Origin of the sequence: Bartonella sp. AP258QHHD (assembly GCF_042196145.1) — a bacterium.
Lineage (GTDB): Bacteria > Pseudomonadota > Alphaproteobacteria > Rhizobiales > Rhizobiaceae > Bartonella.
The window spans coordinates 1-25244 of sequence record NZ_JBHIPR010000034.1; the positions used below are offsets into that span (position 1 = coordinate 1).

At 37.9% G+C, this 25244-nt stretch carries 24 protein-coding genes and 3 pseudogenes; 16 read left to right on the top strand and 11 right to left on the bottom strand.

Features of this window, described 5'->3' with window-relative positions:
• The 10 genes and pseudogenes from ACFIMM_RS03560 to ACFIMM_RS03605 form a co-directional block, all read left to right on the top strand.
• Positions 1–459 (top strand): type IV secretion system protein (locus ACFIMM_RS03560; RefSeq protein WP_375692623.1); only part of this gene is annotated, 459 nt, incomplete at its 5' end.
• A gap of 242 nt (positions 460–701) precedes the next feature.
• Positions 702–855 (top strand): annotated as a pseudogene (locus ACFIMM_RS03565) (TrwH protein).
• 69 nt (positions 856–924) lie between these two features.
• Positions 925–1680 (top strand): hypothetical protein, encoded by a 756-nt coding sequence (locus ACFIMM_RS03570; RefSeq protein ID WP_375692624.1) that lies wholly within the window; start codon positions 925–927, stop codon positions 1678–1680.
• Between the two features lie 44 nt (positions 1681–1724).
• A complete protein-coding gene (locus ACFIMM_RS03575; protein ID WP_375692625.1) occupies positions 1725–1853 on the top strand; it encodes a hypothetical protein in 129 nt (42 codons plus the stop codon).
• Positions 1850–1993 (top strand): TrwH protein, encoded by a 144-nt coding sequence (locus tag ACFIMM_RS03580; protein WP_273790050.1) that lies wholly within the window; start codon positions 1850–1852, stop codon positions 1991–1993. The genes ACFIMM_RS03575 and ACFIMM_RS03580 overlap by 4 nt, the downstream gene beginning before the upstream one ends.
• Positions 1990–2691, top strand: coding sequence for a virB8 family protein (locus ACFIMM_RS03585; protein WP_375606007.1), 702 nt, complete (start codon positions 1990–1992; stop codon positions 2689–2691). The genes ACFIMM_RS03580 and ACFIMM_RS03585 overlap by 4 nt, the downstream gene beginning before the upstream one ends.
• Positions 2692–2704: 13 nt before the next feature.
• A complete protein-coding gene (gene virB9 / locus ACFIMM_RS03590) occupies positions 2705–3511 on the top strand; it encodes a P-type conjugative transfer protein VirB9 (RefSeq protein ID WP_375606008.1) in 807 nt (268 codons plus the stop codon).
• Positions 3511–4668, top strand: coding sequence for a type IV secretion system protein VirB10 (gene virB10, locus ACFIMM_RS03595; RefSeq protein WP_375606219.1), 1158 nt, complete (start codon positions 3511–3513; stop codon positions 4666–4668). Before virB9 ends, virB10 begins: the two co-directional genes overlap by 1 nt.
• Complete coding sequence (gene virB11 / locus ACFIMM_RS03600) at positions 4643–5704, top strand: P-type DNA transfer ATPase VirB11 (protein ID WP_375612249.1); 1062 nt, start codon at positions 4643–4645, stop codon at positions 5702–5704. The genes virB10 and virB11 overlap by 26 nt, the downstream gene beginning before the upstream one ends.
• Before the next feature lie 1160 nt (positions 5705–6864).
• The gene (locus ACFIMM_RS03605; protein WP_375682789.1) at positions 6865–7209 is read left to right on the top strand and encodes a hypothetical protein; all 345 of its coding nucleotides are present in this window, start codon (positions 6865–6867) and stop codon (positions 7207–7209) included.
• 1811 nt (positions 7210–9020) lie between these two features.
• Here ACFIMM_RS03605 and ACFIMM_RS03610 read toward each other — a convergent pair.
• The 7 genes from ACFIMM_RS03610 to rimM all read right to left on the bottom strand — a co-directional run bounded on the left by ACFIMM_RS03610 (position 9021) and on the right by rimM (position 15157).
• Entirely contained in the window at positions 9021–9800 is a 780-nt protein-coding gene (locus ACFIMM_RS03610) for a succinate dehydrogenase iron-sulfur subunit (protein ID WP_005774220.1), read from the bottom strand.
• 14 nt (positions 9801–9814) lie between these two features.
• Positions 9815–11659: a succinate dehydrogenase flavoprotein subunit gene (gene sdhA, locus ACFIMM_RS03615; RefSeq protein WP_375682788.1), complete on the bottom strand. Its 1845-nt coding sequence runs from the start codon at positions 11657–11659 to the stop codon at positions 9815–9817.
• A 6-nt stretch (positions 11660–11665) separates the two neighbouring features.
• Positions 11666–12052 carry a succinate dehydrogenase, hydrophobic membrane anchor protein gene (sdhD, locus tag ACFIMM_RS03620; protein WP_375612246.1) on the bottom strand — a complete coding sequence of 129 codons (387 nt, stop codon included), beginning with the start codon at positions 12050–12052 and terminating at the stop codon, positions 11666–11668.
• Between the two features lie 18 nt (positions 12053–12070).
• A complete protein-coding gene (sdhC, locus tag ACFIMM_RS03625) occupies positions 12071–12472 on the bottom strand; it encodes a succinate dehydrogenase, cytochrome b556 subunit (protein WP_375606014.1) in 402 nt (133 codons plus the stop codon).
• A 495-nt stretch (positions 12473–12967) separates the two neighbouring features.
• Positions 12968–13408: a 50S ribosomal protein L19 gene (rplS, locus tag ACFIMM_RS03630; RefSeq protein ID WP_375612245.1), complete on the bottom strand. Its 441-nt coding sequence runs from the start codon at positions 13406–13408 to the stop codon at positions 12968–12970.
• Between the two features lie 209 nt (positions 13409–13617).
• Positions 13618–14316 (bottom strand): tRNA (guanosine(37)-N1)-methyltransferase TrmD, encoded by a 699-nt coding sequence (gene trmD / locus ACFIMM_RS03635; RefSeq protein WP_375612244.1) that lies wholly within the window; start codon positions 14314–14316, stop codon positions 13618–13620.
• A gap of 289 nt (positions 14317–14605) precedes the next feature.
• Complete coding sequence (rimM, locus tag ACFIMM_RS03640) at positions 14606–15157, bottom strand: ribosome maturation factor RimM (protein WP_375645284.1); 552 nt, start codon at positions 15155–15157, stop codon at positions 14606–14608.
• Positions 15158–15289: 132 nt separating this feature from the next.
• On the opposite strand from rimM, the pseudogene ACFIMM_RS03645 reads away from it, so the two are divergent.
• Both ACFIMM_RS03645 and ACFIMM_RS03650 read left to right on the top strand, forming a co-directional pair.
• A pseudogene (locus tag ACFIMM_RS03645) lies at positions 15290–16110 on the top strand (SapC family protein).
• A gap of 3 nt (positions 16111–16113) precedes the next feature.
• A complete protein-coding gene (locus ACFIMM_RS03650; RefSeq protein ID WP_375692626.1) occupies positions 16114–17082 on the top strand; it encodes a tyrosine recombinase XerC in 969 nt (322 codons plus the stop codon).
• An 18-nt stretch (positions 17083–17100) separates the two neighbouring features.
• Here ACFIMM_RS03650 and ACFIMM_RS03655 read toward each other — a convergent pair whose 3' ends face one another.
• Positions 17101–17373, bottom strand: a complete 273-nt coding sequence (locus ACFIMM_RS03655; protein ID WP_375612716.1) for a BolA family protein — start codon at positions 17371–17373, stop codon at positions 17101–17103.
• Between the two features lie 124 nt (positions 17374–17497).
• On the opposite strand from ACFIMM_RS03655, the gene ACFIMM_RS03660 reads away from it, so the two are divergent.
• The 3 genes from ACFIMM_RS03660 to cobT all read left to right on the top strand — a co-directional run bounded on the left by ACFIMM_RS03660 (position 17498) and on the right by cobT (position 21211).
• Positions 17498–18118, top strand: a complete 621-nt coding sequence (locus tag ACFIMM_RS03660; protein ID WP_375612239.1) for a J domain-containing protein — start codon at positions 17498–17500, stop codon at positions 18116–18118.
• Positions 18119–18320: 202 nt separating this feature from the next.
• Complete coding sequence (cobS, locus tag ACFIMM_RS03665; protein ID WP_375612717.1) at positions 18321–19301, top strand: cobaltochelatase subunit CobS; 981 nt, start codon at positions 18321–18323, stop codon at positions 19299–19301.
• Positions 19302–19315: 14 nt separating this feature from the next.
• Positions 19316–21211, top strand: a complete 1896-nt coding sequence (gene cobT, locus ACFIMM_RS03670) for a cobaltochelatase subunit CobT (protein ID WP_375628610.1) — start codon at positions 19316–19318, stop codon at positions 21209–21211.
• A gap of 48 nt (positions 21212–21259) precedes the next feature.
• Here cobT and ACFIMM_RS03675 read toward each other — a convergent pair.
• The 3 genes and pseudogenes from ACFIMM_RS03675 to rpmB form a co-directional block, all read right to left on the bottom strand.
• A pseudogene (locus ACFIMM_RS03675) lies at positions 21260–21406 on the bottom strand (HaeIII family restriction endonuclease); the annotation flags it as partial.
• Positions 21407–22567: 1161 nt separating this feature from the next.
• Positions 22568–23251, bottom strand: a complete 684-nt coding sequence (locus ACFIMM_RS03680; protein ID WP_375612236.1) for a VUT family protein — start codon at positions 23249–23251, stop codon at positions 22568–22570.
• Between the two features lie 120 nt (positions 23252–23371).
• The gene (gene rpmB / locus ACFIMM_RS03685; protein ID WP_375612235.1) at positions 23372–23689 is read right to left on the bottom strand and encodes a 50S ribosomal protein L28; all 318 of its coding nucleotides are present in this window, start codon (positions 23687–23689) and stop codon (positions 23372–23374) included.
• 296 nt (positions 23690–23985) lie between these two features.
• Here rpmB and ACFIMM_RS03690 point away from each other — a divergent pair, with 296 nt between their 5' ends.
• Positions 23986–24768 carry an SURF1 family protein gene (locus tag ACFIMM_RS03690; protein ID WP_375612234.1) on the top strand — a complete coding sequence of 261 codons (783 nt, stop codon included), beginning with the start codon at positions 23986–23988 and terminating at the stop codon, positions 24766–24768.
• Positions 24769–25244: the final 476 nt, after the last annotated feature.

Below are 25244 nucleotides of genomic sequence, written 5' to 3' on the forward strand. Positions count from 1 at the left end.
CTTTTCCAAGAAACCGTCTTCTTCGAGTCCAATGGACTGCTTTACAGTCTCTTAGGCATCATTATCTTGCTAGCAACAAGCTTCGTCGTAGCAATCGGTGGGGGTCTCGTTCTACTGACAAAAATCGCTATTACACTTCTTGTAGGATGGGGACCATTCTTCATCATTGCTTTGCTCTGGCAACCAACTTATCGCCTTTTCGAGCAATGGATAATCCAAGTCGCCAATTATATAATCCTCTTTCTACTCTTAGCAACTGTATTTAATCTGATGATGAATATCTTTGCAAACTATTTGCGCGATATGAAACTCGACTACGACCAGAATGTAAGATTCATGTTTGGGGGAGCTCTCATCTTGTCCATTATATCCATCATGCTGTTACTCAAACTATCAAGCATGGCCACTTCTCTCGCAAAAGGCATTACATTTGGACATCTATGGAGACATAAAAACTAGATGAGATAAAAAGCAATGGTTCCCGTAACAAACGCCCCTAATATCCATATGACAAAATAATAAGGATATCCAATCCTAAAGTAAAAAATATTTGCACTGAAATTGAGCTATTTTCATAAATTAAAAAATGAAATTAAGAAAAGATAAATTATCGTAAACTATACACTTTACTTTAGTGTCAAAATTATAATAATGACAACAAATATCAGAATGTATATAACAGTAAAAAGAGTCATATCAAAATGAAGTTAATCATTCTTATAATTTTGATTGCAAACCTTTTATCGGCTTGTGCATTAGCACCAAAGCTAAAACAGCCCAATGATAGGAACCGTGTGCCTAATTAATAAAACAATCCCTGCCAAAATCAAGCGAGGAGACAACGGAATCTCATAAACTGATTTATGAAGTTAATAATGTAATGGTCAGTCTTTCTAAATATGTGAAAATTAAAAGGTGTGAAATATGCAAAAGCTGATTATTATCATAGCGATTAGTGCTTTTCTTGGAACAACAAACTTAGCAAGAAGTAACACTCTTACTAAGCAAGGAGGAGGTCATAGCCGTTTTGCAGTTCCTACTATAGGGTCAGGAAATCTCGATTCAAGCAACAATTATAAACCAAAACCACCAAAAGGCTATGAGCCACCACGTAAACTTCCACCCGATATTAAAATTGACCTTTCTAATTTTGGAACGATGAGAAATCGCGTACCGTCCAAACCTAGTGGCTCTAAGCCATCTAACACACCTCCAATATCTCCCACAGCTCAGGTACCTAAATCAACTTTCGTATCTGCTCCATCAGCAAAATATCTGGAGCTTACTAATCTATTAAAAAAAGGGGAAATTATTGAGCTCTTAAAAAAACAGCTTGAGTTGAAAAAAGAACAACTTTCGCAAACAGAAAAAACCTATCAAGCTATAACAAAGAGTCAGAAAACAAACCCAAAGCAAATAGACTTTTCTAGTTTTTTTCTCAAAGAGCCAGAAGCGCTCTATAAGAGTGATAAGCTTTCAAGGAAATCATATCAAGAGGTACTAGAGGACGAAAACAAAGTTTCTGGGCCTTTTGATCAAATGGGCAAAACTATTTCAGAGCGTTTACAATTTGCATCGATACTAGATAAAGCTGTAAGTTTAGAAACTTTTGAAAACGTAGAAAATCGTTTTCAATACCTCAGAGATCTATTAGATGAAGTTCAAAAAAAGAAAACCTGAAAGATACTGCAGATCTTCAAGCACATATCGATGGTTCGTTAGCCATGATCCAAAATGAATTTATAAAGATGGAAATGGTAGCGCATTTACGTGACGCTGAGCAATCACTTATCAAAAGGAAAAGACGCGAACTTGATATGAAAATTTTTGATCATGAAAAAAAANTAAAATGAAGTCGATCATTCTTATAATTTTGATTGCAAACCTTTTATCGGCTTGTGCATTAGCACCAAAGCTAAAACAGCCTAATGATAGGAACCGCGTGCCTATTAATAAAACAATCCCTGCCGAAATCAAGCGAGGAGACAGATGAAAACAAAACAAGCAAAACCAGTGAAAGCCGAACAACTTAGAAGTTATTATGAAGAAAGCCGTGGCTTAGAACGTGATCTTATCAATGAATTTATAAGGTCGCGCAGAACGGCATGGCGTGTTGCGAGTACTGTGGGTCTTTTTGGCTTATTCGGTATGATATGTGGAGTTGTTGGATTTTCTCAACCAGCTCCAACTCCCTTAGTATTGCGCGTTGATAATACGACGGGTGCAGTTGATGTTATCTCAATCATGCGTGAACACGAAGAAAGCTATGGTGAAGTTGTAGATAGATATTGGCTAAACCAATATGTACTTAACCGCGAAACTTACGACTACGATACTATTCAACTGAACTATGACACAACAGCACTTTTAAGTGCGGCATCTGTTCAACAAGAATATTATAAAATCTATGATGGAGAAAATGCACGGGACAAAGTGCTTTCCAACAAAGCACGTATTACAGTTAAAGTACGATCAATCCAGCCTAATGGACTAGGTCAAGCAACTGTACGTTTTACGACTCAGCAACTTGACAGCAACGGTGCTGCTACTGGACCAAAACAGCACCAAATTGCAACAATTGGTTACACCTATGTTGGTGCACCCATGAAATCATCTGATCGATTGCTTAACCCCCTTGGTTTTCAAGTAACAAGTTACCGTTCTGACCCAGAAATACTGTTGAATGATTAAGGAATTGATTGTTATGAAAAAACTTGCGTTCGTTGTTCTATTGTCTTCGTTTTCTTCTCTTTATACGGTACCTGTGCAGGCGCTCAAAAGTCCATCAAATTCACAATATGATCACCGCATTCGCTATATAACATATAACGAAGCGGATGTGGTTCAAATTGAAACAGTTCTTGGTGTGGCAACACATATTATTCTTGAAGAAGGTGAACAGTACATAACTCATGCCTTTGGTGATTCTGAAGCCTATGCCTTTGCTCATAAAGGGCGGCATATTTTTATTAAACCAAAAGCAGAACTTGCCAATACCAATCTCATCGTTGTAACCGACAAACGGAGTTATAAATTCCGACTACAATTTCGGAATGACCGTGCGGGATCAACATATGAATTGGCTTTCCATTATCCCGATTCAAACGATGAAAAGTCAGAAGAAAACAATCGGCGCCTTGCGATTGAACGTGGTTTTCACCAAAGCGTCAACGGCTATAATCTCAGTTATACCATGAGTGGTCACCAAGATATTGCTCCGATAAATGCTTGGGACAATGGGCGTATTACTTACTTTAAATTTCCCGCTAACATGGATATGCCATCGATTTATGTCGTAGATGCTGAAGGTAATGAAAGCTTAATACCACGCACCGTTATCGGCAGTTCTAATGATATTATCGCCGTTCATAAGGTCAATCCTAAATGGCTTATACGGCTTGGTAAACGCGCTCTAGCTGTTTTTAATGAAGCCTATGACCCCAATGGCGTACCAAACACAACAGGGACAGTATCTTCGGTGGTTTATCGTATCAATAAAGGAGGAAAATGATGTTTGACAATAAGGAAGGAGAGGGAAAAGGTACAAAACTGGACAACGTCGAACAAAAACATATTGAAGGTACCTATGGAGGGTCCGAACTAGGTTCTGAACGTCGTCCAACAATTCCAGGTACCCGTGCATTGTTAATGGTAGGACTTATTGTCATAGTAGCGATACCGATTGCCTTGACTTGGAAAGCTTTTAAAATGCGTAATACCGTGGAGGTTGAGGAAGAAAAACCACAACAAATAGTACAGCAAATTATACCAAACTATGTCCCTCGGATTATAGAAGAGCCAAAGATTGTAGAAGAAGCAGAAAAATCAACACAAACAGAAGATTCAAACTTGGATATTCCACCGGCATTGAGTAAACTTCTTCAAACAGCCATTCCTCCACATATGCTCCAAGATTCTGAAGAATTAGCACGCAAACGTATGCTCAGTTCTAGCCTTAACAACGGTGGTAGCGAAGGATCTACAGATACAAATAATAAAGCATCGAATAATGATAGAGGTAATGGCGTATTATTTGATAACCTTCAGCCCGTGCGTTTAGGTCAATCACATGCGATGCAACTTCGTAACCGTGACTTTTTGATTACACAAGGAACGCAAATAGATTGTACGTTAGAAACAAAAATCATTACATCACAACCCGGAATGACGACGTGTCATTTAACACGCGATATTTATTCCACGAGTGGACGTGTTGTTTTGCTTGACCGTGGTTCTAAAGTTGTTGGTTTTTACCAAAGTGGCATACAACAAGGACAAACGCGCGTGTTTGTGCAATGGTTACGCATTGAAACGCCTTCTGGTGTTGTTGTCAATCTTGACTCACCAGGCACAGGTCCTCTGGGTGAAGCGGGTATTGGTGGCTGGGTTGACAGACATTTTTGGGAACGATTTGGTAGTGCAATTATGGTAAGCATTATCGGTGATTTAGGAGAATGGGTAAGAGGAAAAGTTGGTAAAAGCAGCAAAGAAAATAAAGATAACTCACAAAATAAAGGAGCTCAGAATGCTGAATCTATAGCAATCGATGTTCTTCAAAATTCCATCAATATCACACCAACACTTTACAAAAACCAAGGCGAACGAGTAAATATTTTTGTTGCTCGTGATCTGGATTTCAGCGATGTCTACAGTCTCGTCACACGTTAACCCGATACAAAAAGATCAAGCAGTTTTTCAGCTTCTGCAACCGCTTGATTGTTTTTTAGAAGATCCCACGATCACTGAATTATCGATTTGCCGCCCCTGTGAAGTATGGACGAAAAGCTTTAAGGGTTGGCAACTACATAGCGTACCAGAGTTAACAACCACTTTTTTGCAAACGCTTATTACAGCTATTATCGTTTATAACGGTATGGCTCCCAGAAGTATTAATTATGTGCTCTTGCCTGGTGGACAACGTGGTACAATTATACAAACACCAGCTGTTGTTGATGGTGCTCTTTCCTTTGTAATTCGTAAACATTCTCTCATAGTTAAAACGTTAGAAGAACTCAAAGAAGAAGGGGCATTTGACGATTTTTCTGATGTAAGTTTTAATAAGCCTTCAGCAAAAGAAGCCAATAACTTGTTATCGAGGCAGGACTTCACACGGTTGGAACCATTTGAAGTTCAACTCTTACAAAGTAAACGTGAGGGAAAAATTCTTGAATTTTTGGAAGAATGCGTCCTTCACAAACGCAACATTATTATTGCAGGCAAAACAGGATCTGGTAAAACAACATTTGCTCGCTCTTTAATTGAAAAAGTCCCTGTAGAGGAGCGTATTATCACAATTGAAGATGTTCATGAGCTTTTTCTACCCAATCATCCCAATCATGTACATATGATTTATGGTAACAATGTAGGCCGTGTTTCAGCTGAAGAATGCCTAGATGCGTGTATGCGTCAGTCGCCTGACAGAATTTTTCTCGCTGAATTGCGAGGCAATGAAGCATGGGAATATCTCAATTCGCTCAACACTGGTCATCCCGGATCGATTACAACAACGCATGCTAACAGCGCTTTGCAGACATTTGAGCGATGTGCCACCTTGATTAAAAGATCAGAAATTGGCCGGCAACTCGAGTTAGAAATGATAAAAATCGTTCTCTATACAACAGTTGACGTAGTGTTGTTCTTTAAAGATAGAAAACTCTCTGAAGTCTTTTACGACCCGATTTTTGCTAAATCAAAAATCGCTTAAGGGGAGCTTCCTCTCTCGGTAATATGAAGCAAACAAAAATAGCCGTAACTAATTGTTACGGCTATTTATTTAACTTTTCCTATTCTCTTTGCTTCTCCGATGGATTTTCTACACTCTTCATGAGGAAAAAAGTTAATAGACAACAACTCTACGAGAAAACCAAATTATACATAAGGTTCTCTTTATTCTCTTGCCTTTGATCATTCTTTCCATTTACCTTTTGAAAAAGTATCTTTGATGCAAAAAAGAAAAAATAGCTGCAAAATAAATATTTAAACAAAAGAAAAGAATAAATTTTGATTCGCCTATCAATGAAAGCTTCGTAAAATAGGTACTTTCGATCATCACAAATAATTATCGTCATCAAGACCAAAACTTATCGTTTAAAAATTCTAAGCGCTATTTTCAAGTGATTAATAAATATGTTTTTTAACCAAACAATCTCCAAATACGGAAAACCTCATACGAAATAAATTATCATTTCGATTTAGCATCCATAAACCACGTTCTATTTGGTAATAAAAAGTATAGTAGTATATACGACGTCTTCTTCGGACGAAGAAAGATTCTTAACCTCCAGTTGTTCGTAAACAACCAAATTTCTCTTAAGCAAGCTTTGCTAACCATATCACGTGGCTTATGTCCCTCTCCTAAAGATGATATCCATAGACTACATAAGGTAAGCTCTACTCTGAATATTCCTGCTCTCTTCTCTGCACCACAAAAAGCAAAAATTCCTAAAAGAACAGATCTACAATCACTCTTCTTAAGATGCATCACATTGTCTTATAAAGAGTGTTCATTATTTTGCGTGTTGGATAAAAGATCTTAGTACCGTAGGATTCTCTCATTTCAAAGCTGTTTATTAACCAAAACCATGTCTCTTGCACATTATAAGTAAATAAAGCCGTATAGAATGAAACTGTACAAAAAAGCACTAAAAATGCCTTTTATAAACCATCCAAAATGCCAAAAATTGTCACAACATTGGGAGTTTGCAAAGTGTCTAATGGCGCCCAACTTGTTCTTTTATGAAGTGTAAAAATGGAGATGCTCTATAAATTTTATATTATTCATCGGGGCTTTACCATTATACCATCCACGAACTCTGTAGTGAAATAAGCTTAGGCACCTTAAAGAAAGGTTTCTTAAAAACAAGCGTGCAAATTGACAAGCAAAGTGTATTTGGTTCGGGGCGTTCTGTTTTACATAAGGGTTTTGATCTTATTAAAGAACGAGAGAAACAAAAGCGTGAAGCAATGTGTAATCTCTATTATTTAAAAGACATTACTCTAGATGCTTTTGAAAGCCGTAAAGCAGAATTAAAAAATGATGCTAAAAATGGAAACTGGTTTGCACCTTTACAGCTTCATATTCTCCTCAAATTAGGCGGCTGTAAGCAACTTTCAAAGATTGCGCCAACAGAGATACATAATACTCTTAACTCCCATCTGATAAGTAAAAGCTGCAACAGCAAAAGCTCTTTTAAAAAAACAACGCCATAAAGTCATTAATAAACCGGCAATGAATTGGAGAAATGTTCCAGATTTTTATCAAACACTCTGCAAAGCAACAATAATGATACAACTGGCTTTGCATCTGCTTATTCTTACAGGTGTTCGTACCCATCTCTTGCATCAATTCGTGAAGATCAGATTGAAGAGGATATATGGACAATTCTTGGCTCGAGAATACGAACGGTCTGCGTGATACTACAGGAAATTTCGCAGGCCCTTATGATCACAAATATTAAAAATTTTAAAACAAGCACGCTTGTTTTTTCGCAATGATTTCTATTTTCTGTAACCGGCCGTAGTCCTTATTAATGTGAATTTCCTATCACAATATATAAGAGAGGTTAGGTTAAAAACCTGTCCACGTAGATTTCTCTCTCATTTACGTAATTGGCTAACAGACTCCACCTATCACACCTCAAAGGACGAAGCCTCTTAACACGCCACTGATCTGCAAACAATCCGCCCCCTCACCTAGCAGATTTCACCTTCTAACCACTCTAATTACCACATCCTAAATAAGATAGTGTTTTACAGCACAACAGAATAAATACCAAAACAATGACTGATTATACCGTTAATACTTGGACACCTCTTTTTCATGTTAAGAAATATCTTTTATGCTGAAAAATAAAAAACACTTTTACTGCTTAAACAACTTTCTTAAGCATACATACAAGAACAATGAAATACCCTAACATAATAAATAAGATCTAAACCTAGAAATCTCTATTTTTTATAGATAAAAACATATAAAATCAAAACCTCCGAAACTCGTCAAAATACAACATATTTTCTTTGATGATTGAATTTATTCAACTCAAACGAACCTACAAACACCGCTTATTCCACATTCGCAACACGTGTTCTTAGAATTCTTACTATCATTTTCTAAATTTTTAGAGAAACCTATAAATTTGCTATTTTTCAAACGTCTTATCTGCTCTTTAATGAATTTAAATCTATGACGTTACAATAATTTTAAATTACTTCCCCCTTAACTGTATGATCTATCTCTACAATAGAGAGGGATTTTACGTTCTCCATTCTTTGAGAACTATAAATTTTGTTTTTTAATGCGATTAACAATCCAATCTTTAAAATAAAAAATATGACCTTTATATATATAATGATATTATCAAAAATTCCTAATCCTTGAATATTAGCAATGTTTTCGATATTACAATAAATGTGTCGTAAAATGACGAATTGTCATAATGATCACTCCTTTGTATTTCATTTAGATAATTTACATGCGTTTAATATTTGTATCAGCATTTGTTTTTGTGCTATATTTATACAGAGTAATCATTTTTTATAAAAAATGATTACTTAAATCTGCATCAAAGTATAAATTATGATGCGAATTTAATAAAAATAAAAACACATGGCATATTGATTTTATTGTTTTTACATAGAACGCTATTTAAAGTATAGTTTACTCGAAAGACTAATGCCTTTTTAAAGGCAATAATAACTATACTAACCGCCTCATAGAAGCCAATAAATTTTTAGAGATTAAGCCTCAAAGAGGCACAAAAACATGCACAATTTTCTATTTTTCTTTTTACTGTTCGTTAATCGGTCAAATTTCAAAGATAATATTCAACTATGAGTTTTCTGCTCAGCCATTGCAAGGATTGCTTCTACAAGGATTGCTTAATTTTTAGAGATTACTTCGCTTTTAGAATGATTATAGCTACTGCGCCCCTATAAGCAGCCGATCTTCTTTTAGAGATTTAATTGCTAAAAGGAGATACAATTTCCCACCTTGCGCTTTATTTTGATCAATCAGTAAATTTTCAAAGGCGGCGTTCAACCATGAGTTTTTTAATTTCAGCAATCGCTTTCGCTGGATTTAATCCCTTTGGACAAGTTTGCGCACAATTCATAATCGTATGGCAACGATAAAGGCGGAAAGGATCTTCTAAATTATCAAGACGTTCACCACACATCTCATCACGTGAATCCGCAATCCAGCGATAAGCTTGAAGCAAAACAGCGGGCCCCAAATAACGATCACCGTTCCACCAATAACTTGGACATGAAGTCTGACAACACGCACACAAAATACATTCATAAAGGCCATCGATTTTTTGGCGATCGGAGTGACTTTGTAACCATTCTTTTGCAGGTTCAGGAGAAACTGTTTGCAACCAAGGCTCAATGACTCGGTGTTGTGCATAAAAACGCTTTAAATCAGGAACCAAATCTTTAACAACCGGCATGGAAGGCAACGGATAGACCTTAATGGGATGTTTTACATCATCCATCCCTTTGGTACAAGCTAATGTATTGGTTCCATCAATATTCATCGCACATGAACCACAGATGCCTTCACGGCATGATCGACGAAGTGTCAAAGTTGGATCAATATGGTTTTTAATAAACAAAAGCCCATCAAGAATCATAGGACCACAAGCAGAACGATCCACATAATAAGTATCTAAATGAGGATTTTCCTCATCATCAGGCGACCAACGATACACGTGAAATTCCGTCAGCTTTGTAGCACCTTCAGGTTTAGGCCAAACCTTTCCCGGTTTTACTTGAGAATTTTTGGGAAGCTTAATTTGTACCATATTTCATTCTCCCCTTAATAAACCCGTTTTTTAGGTGCAATGCGCTTTAAATCGATCCCACCATCAGCTTCAGATGTTAACGGGTCCACATGGACAGGTCGATATGATAATGTCACCTTACCCTCTTTTGACAAATGTGAAATCGTATGTTTACGCCAGTTTTTATCATCACGCTCTGGATAATCTTCACGAGCGTGAGCGCCACGGCTTTCTGAACGTGCTTCGGCAGAATAAACAGTCATGATTGCATTCGCCATAAGATTTTCAAGCTCTAATGTTTCAACCAAATCAGAATTCCATATCAGAGAACGATCTGTGACTTTGAGATCCGACAATTCCCCCCAGATTTTATTCATCCGTTGACATCCCTGTTTCAAAGAATCTTCTGTACGGAAGACTGCTGCGTCTTCTTGCATCGTGCGTTGCATTTTTTCACGCAATACAGCTGTTGGTATTGCCCCTTGTGCAAAACGTAAACGATCAAAACGCGCTATAATTTCGTCAACAGCTTCTTCATTGATGGGTGGAATTTCTGCATTCCGATCAATAACTTCACCCGCGCGAATGGCAGCAGCACGACCAAACACCACAAGATCAATTAATGAATTTGACCCCAAGCGGTTAGCTCCATGAACAGAAGCACATCCTGCTTCTCCTACCGCCATCAGCCCTGGTTGAATACGATCAGGCGAATCAGCCGTTGGATTGAGAACTTCCCCGTAGTAATTGGTAGGAATCCCACCCATATTATAATGAACCGTTGGCAAGATGGGGATAGGCTCTTTTGTTACATCCACCCCTGCAAATATCCGTGCTGATTCTGAAATCCCTGGTAAACGCTCATGCAAGATTGCAGGATCAATATGATTGAGAATCAAATGAATATGATCCTTCTTAGGTCCAACGCCACGCCCTTCACGAATTTCAAGTGTGATACAACGCGAAACCAAGTCACGTGAAGCCAAATCCTTAAAGGAAGGTGCATAACGCTCCATAAAGCGTTCACCTTCAGAATTGATTAAATAGCCTCCTTCACCACGAGCTCCTTCTGTAATTAAGCAGCCAGAACCGTAAATCCCTGTCGGATGGAATTGCACAAACTCCATATCCTGAAGTGGCAATCCAGCACGTGCGATCATTCCACCACCATCACCCGTACAGGTATGCGCCGATGTCGCAGAAAAATAAGCGCGTCCATAACCACCGGTTGCAAGAACAACCATTTTGGCAGAAAAACGATGTATTGTACCATCATCGAGATTCCATGCCACAACCCCCGTACAAACCCCATCCGTCATGATGAGATCGAGTGCAAAATATTCAATAAAAAATTGCGCATTATGCTTTAAGCTTTGTCCATAAAGCGTATGCAAAATGGCATGGCCTGTACGGTCAGCTGCTGCGCAAGTACGCTGAACAGGCGGACCTTCACCAAATTGTGTCGTATGTCCACCAAAAGGACGCTGATAAATTTTGCCTTCTTGCGTTCGCGAAAAAGGAACGCCATAATGTTCTAATTCATACACAGCAGCAGGAGCATTACGCACCAAATATTCCATTGCATCGGTATCGCCCAACCAATCAGAACCTTTCACGGTATCATATAAATGCCACTGCCAATTGTCAGGTCCCATATTTGAAAGCGATGCAGCAATTCCCCCTTGTGCTGCAACCGTATGTGAGCGCGTTGGAAAAACCTTCGTAATACAAGCTGTCTTTAATCCTTGTTCTGCCATACCCAGTGTCGCACGTAATCCTGCACCACCTGCCCCAACAACAACAACATCAAATTTATGATCTACAGTGCGATAAGGGGCGTTACCTGCTTTAGCACCCAGAGATGATCCTGTACCCGCCATACTTGTTTAACCCCCTAATGCAATTTTCAAAAGAGAAAAAATAATGATACCACCTATGAGAAAACAAAATAAAATATTTAACGTCAAAAAGAATATCCGAAAACCTTCACGTGGAATATAATCTTCAATCACTACCTGCATACCAAGTTTCATATGATAAAGGACCGAAAAAGTCATCAATCCCATCAAAATAGCAACAATAGGATGTGCAAGTCTTGCACGCACAATACTATAATCCTTTCCCACAAGCGAAAGAATAAGAACAATAAAAAATATCAAAAGTGGTAGATTGATAAACCCCGTCAAACGTTCTAGCCAAAAATGCTCTGTTCCTTCATGAGCACTGCCACGCCCCCGTACTTTTCCAAGTTCCGTTCGAAAATCTTTTTTCATGTCTCTTTTCACCCCCAGCTAAACAACGGTATATCCAATAATCCAAATCGCAAAAGTAACAATAAGAGAAATAAACACTGTCGCCCAAGCAGTGACTGTTGCCTTTTCTTTTGCCAAAAGGCAAGGCTTCAGATCCCAAACAATGTGGCGAACACCACCAACCATGTGATGAACCCCTGCCAAAGTATAAAGAAACAAAATACACAATCCAAACCAAGAACTATAAATTTCGTAAACTGTTCTAAATGTCTCCTCGCCACACGCAATAGCAATTAACCAAACAGCAAGAAAAACCGTTCCAACATAAAGTGCCATACCCGTAATGCGGTGTGCAATGGACATGGCCATAGTAATTGTCCAACGATAAATACTTATATGAGGGGAACGAGGGCGCTCTTTTATCCTAGTTGTCTCTATCATAAAATATCCTGACCTGGTTTATCATAAAATATCCTGACCTGGTTTTTGCAACCGCAATGAACGAGAAAGTTCGCGCAAAACGACTAAACATACTCTCTCGTTTTTACTTGTTTGGCATCTCAAGATACCGATATTACAGGTCGGTTGTCTCAAATAACGGATTAAAGGTCACGCATAAAAAAACCGATTACTCCCTGGATATGATCCGCAAAACTCGCCTTAATCTAATACACTTTTATCTTCACGTCAAAGGTCTAAAATCTTTTCCAAATATAAACAGACATTTTTTCAGATTAAACTTATCCTTTTGAGTATTCACGATATACGCAATAGTCTCTTAAACTGCACCCATAATTAAGCATAAAAAGAGGAAAAATTGATAGATTGAACATTTTTATGTCCACTCCAAGCCTTTTAAAAGGCAAAACGAATCAAGAAAGACACAAATAAGCGGCATAAAAGCCGCTTTTGCATAAAGTTTAGCCGATATAATCTTTACTCAGAAACTTGCTTTTCAACATCTGTGCTGACAGATGCTGCTTCTACTTTCTCAACAACCTTTTCAGCTTTTTTCCGATAATCTCTCTTTTCAGCGATACGTGCAGCTTTACCTCTCAAGCCACGTAGATAATAGAGTTTTGCACGGCGCACTTTACCACGGCGCACCAGCTCAACACCTTCAATCAAAGGAGAATAAACAGGAAATACCCTCTCCACCCCTTCACCATAAGAAATCTTGCGTACTGTAAAGGTCTCATTCAACCCACCGCCTGAACGCGCAATACAGACACCTTCATAAGCCTGAACACGCGTCCGTGTACCTTCTGTCACACGCACCATAACACGGACTGTATCTCCTGGCTGAAATGCTGGAAATTGGCGCTTTTCTTCAATTTTTGCACATTGTTCAGCTTCAAGCTGTGCGATAATATTCATTTCTTTTATCCTTCATGTTCTTTATCGAACAGTCAGAGCGCTCAACTCTTACCAAAAAAGCCTTTATTAAGAATAAGGAGCTCTTTAGGCTATGTCTTACACAGGAGCGAATACACCATTCCTTCATTTTAATTTTGGAACTACAGAAAACCTTTTATAAAAAACTCTCTAAAAAGAGAGCCATGCAATACACCACCTTATCATATGAATCAAGTTTTCTGATGATTTTTATTATAACGCGCATAAAGATCAGGGCGACGTTGACGTGTTAACAATTCGGCTTGGCTTTGACGCCAATCTGCGATCGCTTTGTGATGACCTGAGAGCAATACAGGCGGAATACCCCGCCCTTCGAAAAGAGAAGGGCGGGTATATTGCGGATGTTCCAGCAAGTCATTTTCAAAACTTTCACACCTTGCAGAAGCTGCATTCCCCATCACTCCAGGCAGAAGACGTATAATAGCATCTAAGATAACCAATGCGGCTGTTTCACCCCCTGAAAGAATATAATCACCAATAGAGACTTCTTCTAGTTCTCGTGCCTCTATGACTCGCTCATCAACCCCTTCAAAACGTCCACAAACTAACGTTACACCCGTATCACGAGCCAAGCTATGCGCGTAAGCTTGGTCAAAAGGACGCCCACGTGGACTCATCAACAATCTTGGCGAATCCTGTGGACAGCAATCAAGAGCAGCCGCCAATACATCCGCCCGCATTACCATACCAGCTCCCCCACCAGCAGGTTTATCATCAACGCTATGGTGTTTGTCTAAAGCAAAATCCCTAATCTGTACCGTCTCCAGTGACCAAATTCCACGCTCTAAAGCTTGCCCTGCTAAAGAATACCCTAAAAAACCAGGAAACATTTCAGGATAAAGGGTTAAAACGCGCGCCTGAAATTTCATTTTATTTCTTATCCTTATTTTCTTAAACAGACTCTTAATAGCAAAAATAGCACAAACAAGACTTTTAACGCTATAGCGTTAATCTGAGTCTTCTTGATCTGCGCCATATTTAATACGATCCTTCTAAATACTTGCACTAAAAAAGACTCTAAAAATTCAGGACTATTTCGAGATAAAGTGCTTACAATATCTGCTCAAAAGAGCATTTTTAATATTTTCACACATTCCACTTTTTATTGACGAAATTCATCTGTTGTTTTTTACCTTCATCTTTATTTTTAGATTCAAGCTATTTCCTTTTTATCATTGTCTCCCCATCAATTAAACCAGCGGCCATGGGATCAACAACAAGAAAACCAGAATCCATACAAATTTCTGGTACTGCCGCCTTACTAAAGGGAATAAGAACTCTTTTACCTGTATTCAAACGTATTTCAAGCAAATCACCAGCCCCGAAATTAAAAAAACCACACACTTCACCTAAGATTTTCCCCCCACAATCTTGGACACACAAGCCTATTAAATCGACTTGATAAAACTCATCCTCCATCAAATCATCAATTAATTGATCACGCGTCACATAAAGGCGAATCCCTTTTAAAGACTCAGCCGCATTACGATTTTCTACCCCTTTAAAACGTACAATCGCCTTATTTTTTTGTATGCGAAGAGTTACAATTTCATAAGAACGCCCCATATCATCATAAAGAGTGCTGTAAAACTTGAAACGCTGTGGCTCAGCACTTAGAATTTTAACAAAAACATCTCCTTTTATACCATGAGGCATACCAATAATGGCAAGATAGACTTTATTTTTAAGCTTTTCTTTATTATACTTCATGCAAAAATATTATCTCTCAAAAATGAACCCTTCAATCTTATAGTTTTCTATTCAATCTTGTTGCCATATGAGACAATCTTCTAAAAGACCTTTCTTGGTAACAAAAAACAAATTAATAAAGGAGAAAGTCTTATGGCAAATATTATGCTATTTTACAAAGATATCACACCAATCAACAAAATTTCCCATAAAAATCTAAAATTTGCTCCTCCAACTGATATGTCTTTTGCCAAGGATACTCATTGGGTTCCTTTAGCAAGTACTGAATATTTTCAAGCAGCGCTAGACTATCCTATTTTATTTATGTGCGCCGAAGATGAACAAAAAAACGGCACTACACATCCGCAGCTCTTGTCGGTCTTTCTAATGACGAAAATGACTATATCGCTTCTGATAAAAGTTGGAAAAACAATACTTATGTTCCAGCTTTTGTCCGTCGCTATCCTTTTGTTTTGGCACAAATTAGCAATGAAAAAGAACTTTCTGTCTGCTTTGATCAACAGTCCGGTATGTTTAATGAAGTTGCAGGAACAGAACTTTTTAATTCCGATGGCTCTATTTCTCCTTTTATGGAAGAACGTATTCGCTTTCTTGAAAGTTTTAAAATCGCTATGGAGAAAACCTCTGAGTTTATTGATGCTCTTGTAGAAATGGATCTTCTAAGCCAAAAATCCATCAATGTGAAAAACGATAAAGGTCTCTCAGCGCAATTGGAACATTTTTGGGTTGTTGATGAAGAAAAATTGAATAAATTATCAGCAAGCCAACTTGCCAAACTTCATAAAAATGGCTTTTTAGGATTAATTTTTGCGCATTTGATGTCAACACACAATCTTGTGAAAATACTCTCTCTCAAAGGTGAAAAGCAACTTATCAATCGTGAAGAGCAACCCCAAAACAAGAATGGTCATTCTAACGATGAAAAATCTAAAAAGAAAGAAACTCTCAACTAGATAATGCCTATCAAAAACGACAAGAGAAAAGATGAAAATATTCCTCTTATTCCAGCAGACCATGCAATTTTAAAAGCAAGGAAAAATTGGTTAGAGTGTCTTACCCAAACACGTCGTATGTCAGCACAAACAGTGCAAGCCTATGAACGTGATACGCGGCAATTTTTGTCTTTTCTCTGTCAGCACTTAAATCATACACCAACCCTTACAGATCTTTCTCATTTACGCATCAGTGACTTGCGTGCTTATCTTGCTTATCGGCGTACAAACAATGTAAGTGCGCGCTCTTTAAGCCGAGGGGTGGCAGGCATCCGTTCTTTTTTCAAATACTTATCACGTGAAGGAATCGTCAATGTTCCCGCGGCTCAACTTATCCGAAGCCCCAAACACCCCAAATTGCTCCCAAAACCTTTAGCGATAAAATCAGCACTTCACATAGTCAAACAAGAAAATCAACTGGAAAATGAACCTTGGATTAGCGCTCGTAATGCTGCTGTCCTCATGCTTCTTTATGGCTGTGGAATGCGAATATCAGAAGCCTTAAGCCTCACACCAGAACAATTTTCTGATCCTAAAAAAACAAGTTTATTTATAACAGGAAAAGGCGGCAAAACACGCCTTGTTCCTCTCATCAAAATTGTTTACGAAGCTGTACAAAATTATCTCAAATGTTGCCCATATCCTTTATTGGATAACCAACCCATATTTCGTGGGGCGCGAGGCGGTCCCCTACAGCCCGCCATTATTCAGAAAACTGTACGCAACTTACGAGCAAGCCTTGGTTTACCAGAAACTGCAACGCCTCATACACTGCGCCATTCTTTTGCCACCCATCTTTTATCACGGAGGGGAGATTTACGCACGATTCAAGAACTTCTTGGGCACGCTAGTCTTTCCACCACACAAATCTATACCCACGTAGATACAGACCATTTGTTAAAAATCTATCAAAAGGCCCATCCCCGTTCCTAAAAACGTCTCATCAAAAAATTAGAGTGTTTCAACCTCAAGTGCCAAAGCATGAACACAAGTAGCTAACTCTTCTTGTAAAACTTTATAAATCGCTCGATGTATTTCTACGCGTGTCATATTAGAAAAAGAAGAAGATAAAATTTTCACTCGAAAATGTGTTTCTCCTTTACCATCAAAAGCATGTTCATTATGAGGATGCCCCTCATGAAGATGACTTTCGTTAATCACTTCAAGCTTTTGCGGATGAAAAGCATCCTGAAGCTTTCTCTGAATTATTGTTTCTATAAACATTTTTCATTCCTCAAACAAAATGAACGTGCAAAAATACACCTTTTTCATAATAGAATAAGTGTGAAAACAAATTTTTCAAAAGTCAATTCTTGTAAAATTAATCAATTTTGCATAAACCAATAATATGACAATAACATCTAAATTATTCGATTCAATTCGCATAAGCTCAAATAAAAAACAAAAAGCTGAGCCAGAAGCACAACAGTGTCAGTGGGAAGGTTGTGAAAAAACAGGGTCCCATAAAGCACCAGCAGGTCGAAATCACGAAGGACAATATTTATATTTTTGTATTGAACACGTACGCGCCTATAATAAAAATTTTAATTACTTCTCTGGTCTTAGCAATAAAGATATCGCAAAATTTCAAAAGGATGCTCTCACAGGACATCGTCCGACATGGCCTACAGATCTGAGCAATGGTACATCGAAAAAAACAGCCGCGAATTATGCAAAGATTCGCTCTGGAACAGCTGCCTATCAAAATCGCATGCGCGATCCCTTCACGCTTTTTACTGGGCAGCATTCAAACAATAAGTTCTCACGAAAATTAAAGCCCTTAGAAGCAAAAGCTTTTGATACACTGGGACTACAGGCAAACGCTTCAGCAGAAGACATCAAAATGAAATATAAAGAGTTGGTAAAAAAGCACCATCCTGATTCCAATGGTGGTAATCGTGCTTCAGAAGAGCGCTTTCGTGATGTTTTACATGCTTACAATTTGCTAAAAAAGTCTGGTTTGTGCTGAAAACATGCGCTTATATGAGTCTATTTTCATTTAGACCATCATTATTTGCGCAAAATGTTACTTTTTTTGCAAAACATTATAGAATACGTAAAAAAATCTTTCTTCAATATCTAAGGCTCTCATTATAGAGCATTGCATAAATACTTTAACTCTTGTATCGTTTCTAATGAATAAATAGCGTCCTCTCCCTTCCAGAAACATAATGACAAATCTTACCGTTGAAAATTTGCCCGATATTACACTTTGTGCTCGCGATCTATTTCATATTGAAACAGATCTGAAAGTCCCTGCTTTTAGCACAAAAAGTCCCCATGTTCCTGATATCGATCCTGATTATCTTTTTGATCAGCAAACAACTTTAGCGATTCTCGCAGGTTTTACCTTTAACCGCCGTGTAATGGTTTCTGGCTATCACGGTACAGGGAAATCAACGCATATTGAACAAGTTGCTGCACGTCTTAACTGGCCTTGTCTTCGCATTAATCTCGATAGTCATGTAAGTCGTATCGATCTTGTAGGAAAAGATGCTATCGTTTTAAAAGATGGCTTACAAATCACTGAATTTAAAGAGGGCATTTTGCCATGGGCTTATCAAAATAATATTGCTCTTGTTTTCGACGAATATGATGCGGGGCGTCCCGATGTTATGTTTGTCATCCAACGCGTTCTTGAAACCTCTGGAAAACTAAGCTTACTTGATCAAAGCCGTGTCATCTCTCCACACCCAGCATTTCGTCTTTTTGCAACGGCAAACACCATTGGTCTTGGTGATACAACCGGTCTCTATCATGGTACCCAACAGATCAATCAAGCTCAAATGGACCGCTGGTCTATTGTTACGATACTCAATTATTTACCCCATGATAAAGAGGTTAATATCATTTGTTCAAAGGTCAAATCTTTTCAAACGGCTGAGGGAAAAAAGACAATTTCACAAATGGTTCATGTTGCTGATATGGTACGCCAATCTTTTATCAATGGAGATCTTTCAACTGTCATGAGTCCACGTACCGTCATTACTTGGGCAGAAAATACAACAATTTTTCAAGATGTCGGCTTTGCCTTCCGATTAACCTTTCTCAATAAATGTGATGAACTCGAACGTGCCACTGTTGCAGAATTTTATCAACGCGCCTTTGGACAAGAGCTTCCCGAATCACTCATTCATGGTGTTTCGCCTTAAGGAATCTGTCACTCATGGCTACCGATATTGGCGACAACAAAAATCCGGCAAAAGATTCTTCCAACAACACTCTTAATGCTGAAGCTTTTAAAAAAGCACTTTCCACCTGTATGCGTGCGATTGCAGGCACAAACAACCTTGAAGTTTCCTTTAGTCATAACCGACCATCTTTAAGCGAAAGTTGCGCGCGTTTACCAGAATTACCTCAATACGCAACGAATAAAGACATCACTATTACCCGCGGACTAGGTGATTCCATGGCTCTGCGCAAAGCATGGCATGACAACCGCATTCACATGCAATTTTCTCCACTAGAATCAGAAGCACGTGCTGTCTTTGATGCCCTCGAACAAACACGTGTTGAAGCAATTGGTACTTTAGCCATGGAGGGACTTGCAAAAAATCTTGATGTCATGCTCGCCGATAAATACAAAAGAGCCCATTATCATAAAATTAGCAACCAAAGTGAAGCCCCCATCCAAGAAGCGATTGCACTTTTATTGCGTGAAAAAATAACAAAGCGCGCAGCTCCAAGAGAAGCGGGTTCTGTCTTAGAATTGTGGCGTAAAGAACTCGAACAAAAAGCAGCATCACAACTCAATGAACTCCCACATCATATTTACAACCAACAAGCTTTTGCACAGATTGTTCGCCAAATGCTTGTTACACTCAAAATGACAGTGCAACAAGCTGAAGCTTCTAACAGTGAAAACAATAAAAAATTAAAAAATGCGTGTGAACCTCAAGACCAAAGAGAAGAAGAGAGTAAAAACAAAAAACACGCTCAAAGTGAAGAACAAACCAGCACTGAACAAGAAAGTGATGTGCAAGATGATGGAAAAACACAAGCGACACAATCAAACAACAATGATCAAGCTGACGGCGAGCAAAAAAATGGACCTTGGCAAGAAAAGCCGAGCAAACCCAAACACCTTTTTTCTGATTCGGAACAAATGCAAAGACTTGGCAATTATAAAATCTTCACCCGTCAATTTGATGAAATTTTGGAAGCAACAGATTTTTGTTCTGAAAACGAGTTAGATCACTTACGCCGTTATCTTGATAAGCAAATCAATCATCTGCAAAACATCGTTGGACGTTTAGCAAACCGTCTCCAGCGCCGCTTGATGGCGCAACAAAATCGCAACTGGAACTTTGACCTTGAAGAAGGATATCTTGATACAACACGGCTTCCACGTCTAATTATTGACCCCATGCAACCCCTTTCTTTTAAAATGGAAAGCAACACCCAATTTCGGGACACAGTTGTTTCACTCCTCATTGATAATTCTGGCTCAATGCGCGGACGCCCCATTAGCGTTGCTGCAAGTTGTGCTGATATTTTGGCACAAACTCTTGAACGTTGTGGTGTCAAAGTTGAAATTTTAGGTTTTACCACCAAAACTTGGAAAGGGGGAAAATCGCGCGAACAATGGCTTACCCAAAACAAACTCCATAATCCTGGACGCCTCAATGATTTATGCCATATCATCTATAAAAGTGCTGATACCCCATGGCGTCGCGCACGACGCAATTTAGGTTTAATGATGCAAGAAGGATTATTAAAAGAAAATATCGACGGAGAAGCTTTAATTTGGGCTCATCAACGCCTTTTATCACGGCGTGAACAACGTCGTATCCTCATGGTCATTTCTGATGGCGCTCCTGTTGACGATTCGACACTATCGGTCAACTCCAGCAATTATTTAGAAAAACACTTACGCGCAGTGATTCAAGAAATCCAAACACACTCCCCTATTGAACTCATTGCCATTGGAATTGGTCATGACGTCACACGTTATTACCAACGTGCTGTAACAATTATGAATGCTGAAGAACTTGCCGACGCCATAACAAAACAATTAGAAATACTTTTTAGTGATAAAAGAACTCATATTCATAAGAAATAAACCTGCCTTGAATCAGCAACGATTACATTTAAAAAATTATTTCTATCATTAAACCATTGGAATTTGATGGCTAACAACCTGAGAAGATAATCCCACAAATTGAATATCGAATTTTAAAGAAGCTTCTACTTTACTGGATGCATTATGAGCTCTAAAAGAAATGCTCCAACCATCTTCAAAAATTGTAATGAGTTTGTTTTTACTTTCTGGTTATATTGCGACTGATAAAGTTTTGCTTAGAACTTTCCATTTACGACCATATCCCAGAGTACCATTCAAATTCAAAGACTGAATAATCACCCATTTTTGTCTCGATCTTGTGTTATTTCATTATATTGAAATACACGTATATAGAAAAATATCTCCACTAGACATAGCTCTAAAATGCTGCTCTCACAGAAAATATAATACCTAAACTTTCACCTTCAGTAATACAAAAAGATAAAAGTTGTATTTATTATACGAAAAAAAGAGGATATTTTAAACACTAAGAATTTCTTTATAAAAGAATCGGCATAAATGGATTCATAGCAATTTTTCGGCAAAAATTGCTAAAGCAAGCGAAAGCCAACCTGTCCCCTAACCTTCCCAAAACAGTACTCACCACGGGTGATCTATCAACATAAGCTCCCATCTCATGGATAAAAGAAAAAATCTTTACTCACATAAAATATAAGAAAAACACGAAAAAAAATATTACTTCATTCACGAAAAAGAACACACCATTATATATCTTATCCGCACTCCTACATTCTTCCTTGCTTCCAAGCTTATTTCACAACAGCGCCCATATATGGCATAATGCAAAATCCAGAATCATCCTTTACTTTACAAGCTACAAGCCAAAAGCAGAATCCTACTTTCAAGTTTCCAATGTTTTTAAGATAAATCAATATACTTTCAGCGCCTAATATTGCACTTTTATTGCATTAAAGCTCTTCATAAGAAGTATTTCTTTCTCAAATGACGTTGTCCGCACGCCAATTCCTCTTATAACATAGGCAAGCAAATGATTTTTATTAACTCAATATAAGAGTATTTAAAACGCGTAAAATTTTATGATATTGGGCTCTTTCACTCAAATGAAAAATATAAGTTATCATTTTAAATCAATCTATTAATAAACATCAGTTGCAATTTCTGTCACATTGAATCATTTGTAAAAGCATATTTAGCCCCTTCTCAAACAAATGACTTTATCTTTTCCTCACAAGAGAATTTTGAAATAAAAAAGCGTTTTGTGTTGGAGTTCTTACTTAAGTTGGTAAATGATAAAGTATCCATTATAACTAACGTGTCACACCAAGCATAGCGTACAATTTTCTTGGCTTCAGGAAAACAAAAAGACAAAAATCCTTATTTGTGACAAACAAAAGAGGAATCATCTTTTGAATGACATTGATAAAGAGGAAGCTTTACGATGTTAAGAATTGTCCCATAAGGAATCAACATCAACAGACTCATAATAATTTTTACCGAAAAATCACCAAAAGCAAGCGATAGCCAAACTGGCATGCCTATCCCTCCCAAAACAGTACTCTCCACCAGTGAACTATCTGCATACCCTGTTATCTTATCAAAAACAGCAAACGAGCTAGAAAAAGCAAGAGCAAAAAACAGCACTGTATCCAAAGCTGAACCAACCAACGCTGCTGCTAAAGGTGCTTTCCACCATGTTTTACGTCGCAAAGGAGTAAAAACCACAATATCAAGGAGTTGCCCAAATAAAAATGCAAAACTAGAAGCAAGTGCAAGCCGTGGTGTCGCCAATATCCAAGAAACAAAGACACCCGTAAAAAAACCAGCATAAACCACACGCCGCGCAGCAGATGGACCATAAAAACGATTGGTCAAATCATTGATTAGAAAAGCAAATGGATAGGTAAAAGCCCCGTAAGTCAACAGCTCATTCAAATCAAACCAATAGACAGGATATTGAACTAAAATATTAGAAGCCGTGACAGCAAGGCACATTGCAAAAATAGAAAAAACAACATACCTTTTCTTTTGCTGTTCTAATAAAAGACCGCTTGAAGACATTTTTTTTAACCTGGGATATGGAACCAATAAAATGAAACGATCAACCTGCAAAAAACTTAACTTCTAGAACAGAAAACCGAAATCAAAGCATTAATAAACCAAAAAGAATGGCGCTAACAATTATGCTGCCTGTTCAGCCTTTTGCTCACCTTCTTGCTCAGCTTTTTTCTTAATGATTTGGCGTTTTAGCAAACGCGCACGTTGCGACAACTCTTTATCGTCTGCTTTAATCAAAAAACCATCAAGACCACCGCGGTGCTCAACAGAACGCAATGCATTTGCTGAAATACGCAAGCGATAACTTTGCTGTAACACCTCTGAAATCAATGTCACATTGCAAAGATTTGGTAAAAAACGACGCCGAGTCTTATTATTCGCATGGCTAACATTATTACCATACAGAACCGTCTTCCCTGTCAATTCACATGCACGAGACATAAACTTCACCCTTAAACTCTAAGAAACTTTCAAATCCCCATACCCAAAGGACACAATGAACGCAAAACACGCGCAATGCAACCTTGAACGGGCATCATTGGGAAGTTTCTTTCTAATAGGGGGTCGACAACAAAAGGTCAAGTCTTTTATAAAACCTTTTTCATCTCTTGTTGGCTCATTTTTCATCTTTTTCCTCAATAAGGCGTGCAAATTCTGCCAAAAAGCGTACAAAATGTTTCTTTTAATATATACCATGTTAGAATAAAAGCCTATTGTCCCGAAAGGAAGCACAAATCATGAGCAAAAAAGACCCCCCCATGACAAAGCTTCAGGGAAATTCTTGCCGTTTTTCTTCTTTTTTATTTGGAACTTTATGTATTTGTTTTTTTCTTCTCTTCAGTGCATTAGGTATATGGCAAGTACAACGGTTAAACTGGAAAACAAATCTTATCACCAGTACCAATCAGCGCATTCATTTACCCCCCATAAAAGCCCCTCCAAAAAATCAATGGTCAGATGTTACTTTTGAAAAATATGAATATCAACCTGTTATTATCACAGGAAAATTTTTAACAGATAAAAATATTTTAGTCACTGCTGCCGCTCAAAATACTACAGGCTATTGGGTTTTGACTCCCTTACAAACTGCTGATAATATACTGATCTTTATCAACCGTGGCTTTATCCCTATGGATGAACGTAACAATTTTCAAAACACAGAGCAATCGCATACAAATGCCTTATCTCAGCAAAATTCTACCACGGACACAGAACAAACAACGATTATAGGTTTATTACGCATGAGTGAAAAAAATGGATTTTTCCCGCGTAAAAATAATCCTGACAAAAATTTATGGTATACGCGCGATCTCCCCGCTATGGCACAAAAACTTGGTTTGTCCACTGTTGCCCCTTATTTCATTGATGCCAGAAAAACATCTCCACAAGCAAAACTTCCCGTCGTTGGTCTTACGATTATCCATTTTCGAAATAATCATCTCGTTTATGCAATCACGTGGTTTATTTTAGCTGCTGGTGTGTTAGGAGGTTTTCTTTTTCTGCTACGGCAAAAAAACTAAAAAAATACCTCTTCCATCTCAAGTAACAAAAATTTTTAGAATCTTGAAAACTGATAAAGAGAATAAAATCTACCAACTTGCGCCTTTGTTAAATAAAGATCATAGGCATACAATAGATCTTTATACCATCCACAAAAGATTTACGCGACACTCTTTAAAAAATCATCATAAAACGAGGGTTTATTCATTAAAAATGTAATGCCCAAAAATGTGAAGCAATGCATTATCTCCACTCTATAAAAAATTCACTCTTAAAAAACATTGTCATAAACGCTTTTGAAAAATATAAAGTTAAATTTAAAAATGATAGGAAAGATGAGCACTCATTTTTGCCTTTATAATTTTATATTCTTGCTTCATTAGATTATTTCCCATTTCAGAGATTACTCCAATTGATATACGCAATACTTTCGCCTTCATCTAGTATAAAGGCTAATATAGCAGAGAACATACGGATGCATTTTTTGTTTCAAAAC

Bases quoted from the DNA above. Each gene is read 5' to 3' on its own strand.
- cobT (WP_375628610.1), top strand. From the start codon at position 19,316: ATGGCTACCGATATTGGCGACAACAAAAATCCGGCAAAAGATTCTTCC.
- ACFIMM_RS03680 (WP_375612236.1), bottom strand. From the start codon at position 23,251: ATGTCTTCAAGCGGTCTTTTATTAGAACAGCAAAAGAAAAGGTATGTT.
- virB9 (WP_375606008.1), top strand. From the start codon at position 2,705: ATGAAAAAACTTGCGTTCGTTGTTCTATTGTCTTCGTTTTCTTCTCTT.
- sdhA (WP_375682788.1), bottom strand. From the start codon at position 11,659: ATGGCGGGTACAGGATCATCTCTGGGTGCTAAAGCAGGTAACGCCCCT.
- ACFIMM_RS03585 (WP_375606007.1), top strand. From the start codon at position 1,990: ATGAAAACAAAACAAGCAAAACCAGTGAAAGCCGAACAACTTAGAAGT.
- ACFIMM_RS03650 (WP_375692626.1), top strand. From the start codon at position 16,114: ATGCCTATCAAAAACGACAAGAGAAAAGATGAAAATATTCCTCTTATT.
- ACFIMM_RS03570 (WP_375692624.1), top strand. From the start codon at position 925: ATGCAAAAGCTGATTATTATCATAGCGATTAGTGCTTTTCTTGGAACA.
- virB10 (WP_375606219.1), top strand. From the start codon at position 3,511: ATGTTTGACAATAAGGAAGGAGAGGGAAAAGGTACAAAACTGGACAAC.
- ACFIMM_RS03690 (WP_375612234.1), top strand. From the start codon at position 23,986: ATGAGCAAAAAAGACCCCCCCATGACAAAGCTTCAGGGAAATTCTTGC.
- ACFIMM_RS03660 (WP_375612239.1), top strand. From the start codon at position 17,498: ATGACAATAACATCTAAATTATTCGATTCAATTCGCATAAGCTCAAAT.
- ACFIMM_RS03610 (WP_005774220.1), bottom strand. From the start codon at position 9,800: ATGGTACAAATTAAGCTTCCCAAAAATTCTCAAGTAAAACCGGGAAAG.
- trmD (WP_375612244.1), bottom strand. From the start codon at position 14,316: ATGAAATTTCAGGCGCGCGTTTTAACCCTTTATCCTGAAATGTTTCCT.
- cobS (WP_375612717.1), top strand. From the start codon at position 18,321: ATGACAAATCTTACCGTTGAAAATTTGCCCGATATTACACTTTGTGCT.
- sdhC (WP_375606014.1), bottom strand. From the start codon at position 12,472: ATGATAGAGACAACTAGGATAAAAGAGCGCCCTCGTTCCCCTCATATA.
- rpmB (WP_375612235.1), bottom strand. From the start codon at position 23,689: ATGTCTCGTGCATGTGAATTGACAGGGAAGACGGTTCTGTATGGTAAT.
- virB11 (WP_375612249.1), top strand. From the start codon at position 4,643: ATGTCTACAGTCTCGTCACACGTTAACCCGATACAAAAAGATCAAGCA.
- ACFIMM_RS03655 (WP_375612716.1), bottom strand. From the start codon at position 17,373: ATGTTTATAGAAACAATAATTCAGAGAAAGCTTCAGGATGCTTTTCAT.
- ACFIMM_RS03580 (WP_273790050.1), top strand. From the start codon at position 1,850: ATGAAGTCGATCATTCTTATAATTTTGATTGCAAACCTTTTATCGGCT.
- sdhD (WP_375612246.1), bottom strand. From the start codon at position 12,052: ATGAAAAAAGATTTTCGAACGGAACTTGGAAAAGTACGGGGGCGTGGC.
- rimM (WP_375645284.1), bottom strand. From the start codon at position 15,157: ATGAAGTATAATAAAGAAAAGCTTAAAAATAAAGTCTATCTTGCCATT.
- rplS (WP_375612245.1), bottom strand. From the start codon at position 13,408: ATGAATATTATCGCACAGCTTGAAGCTGAACAATGTGCAAAAATTGAA.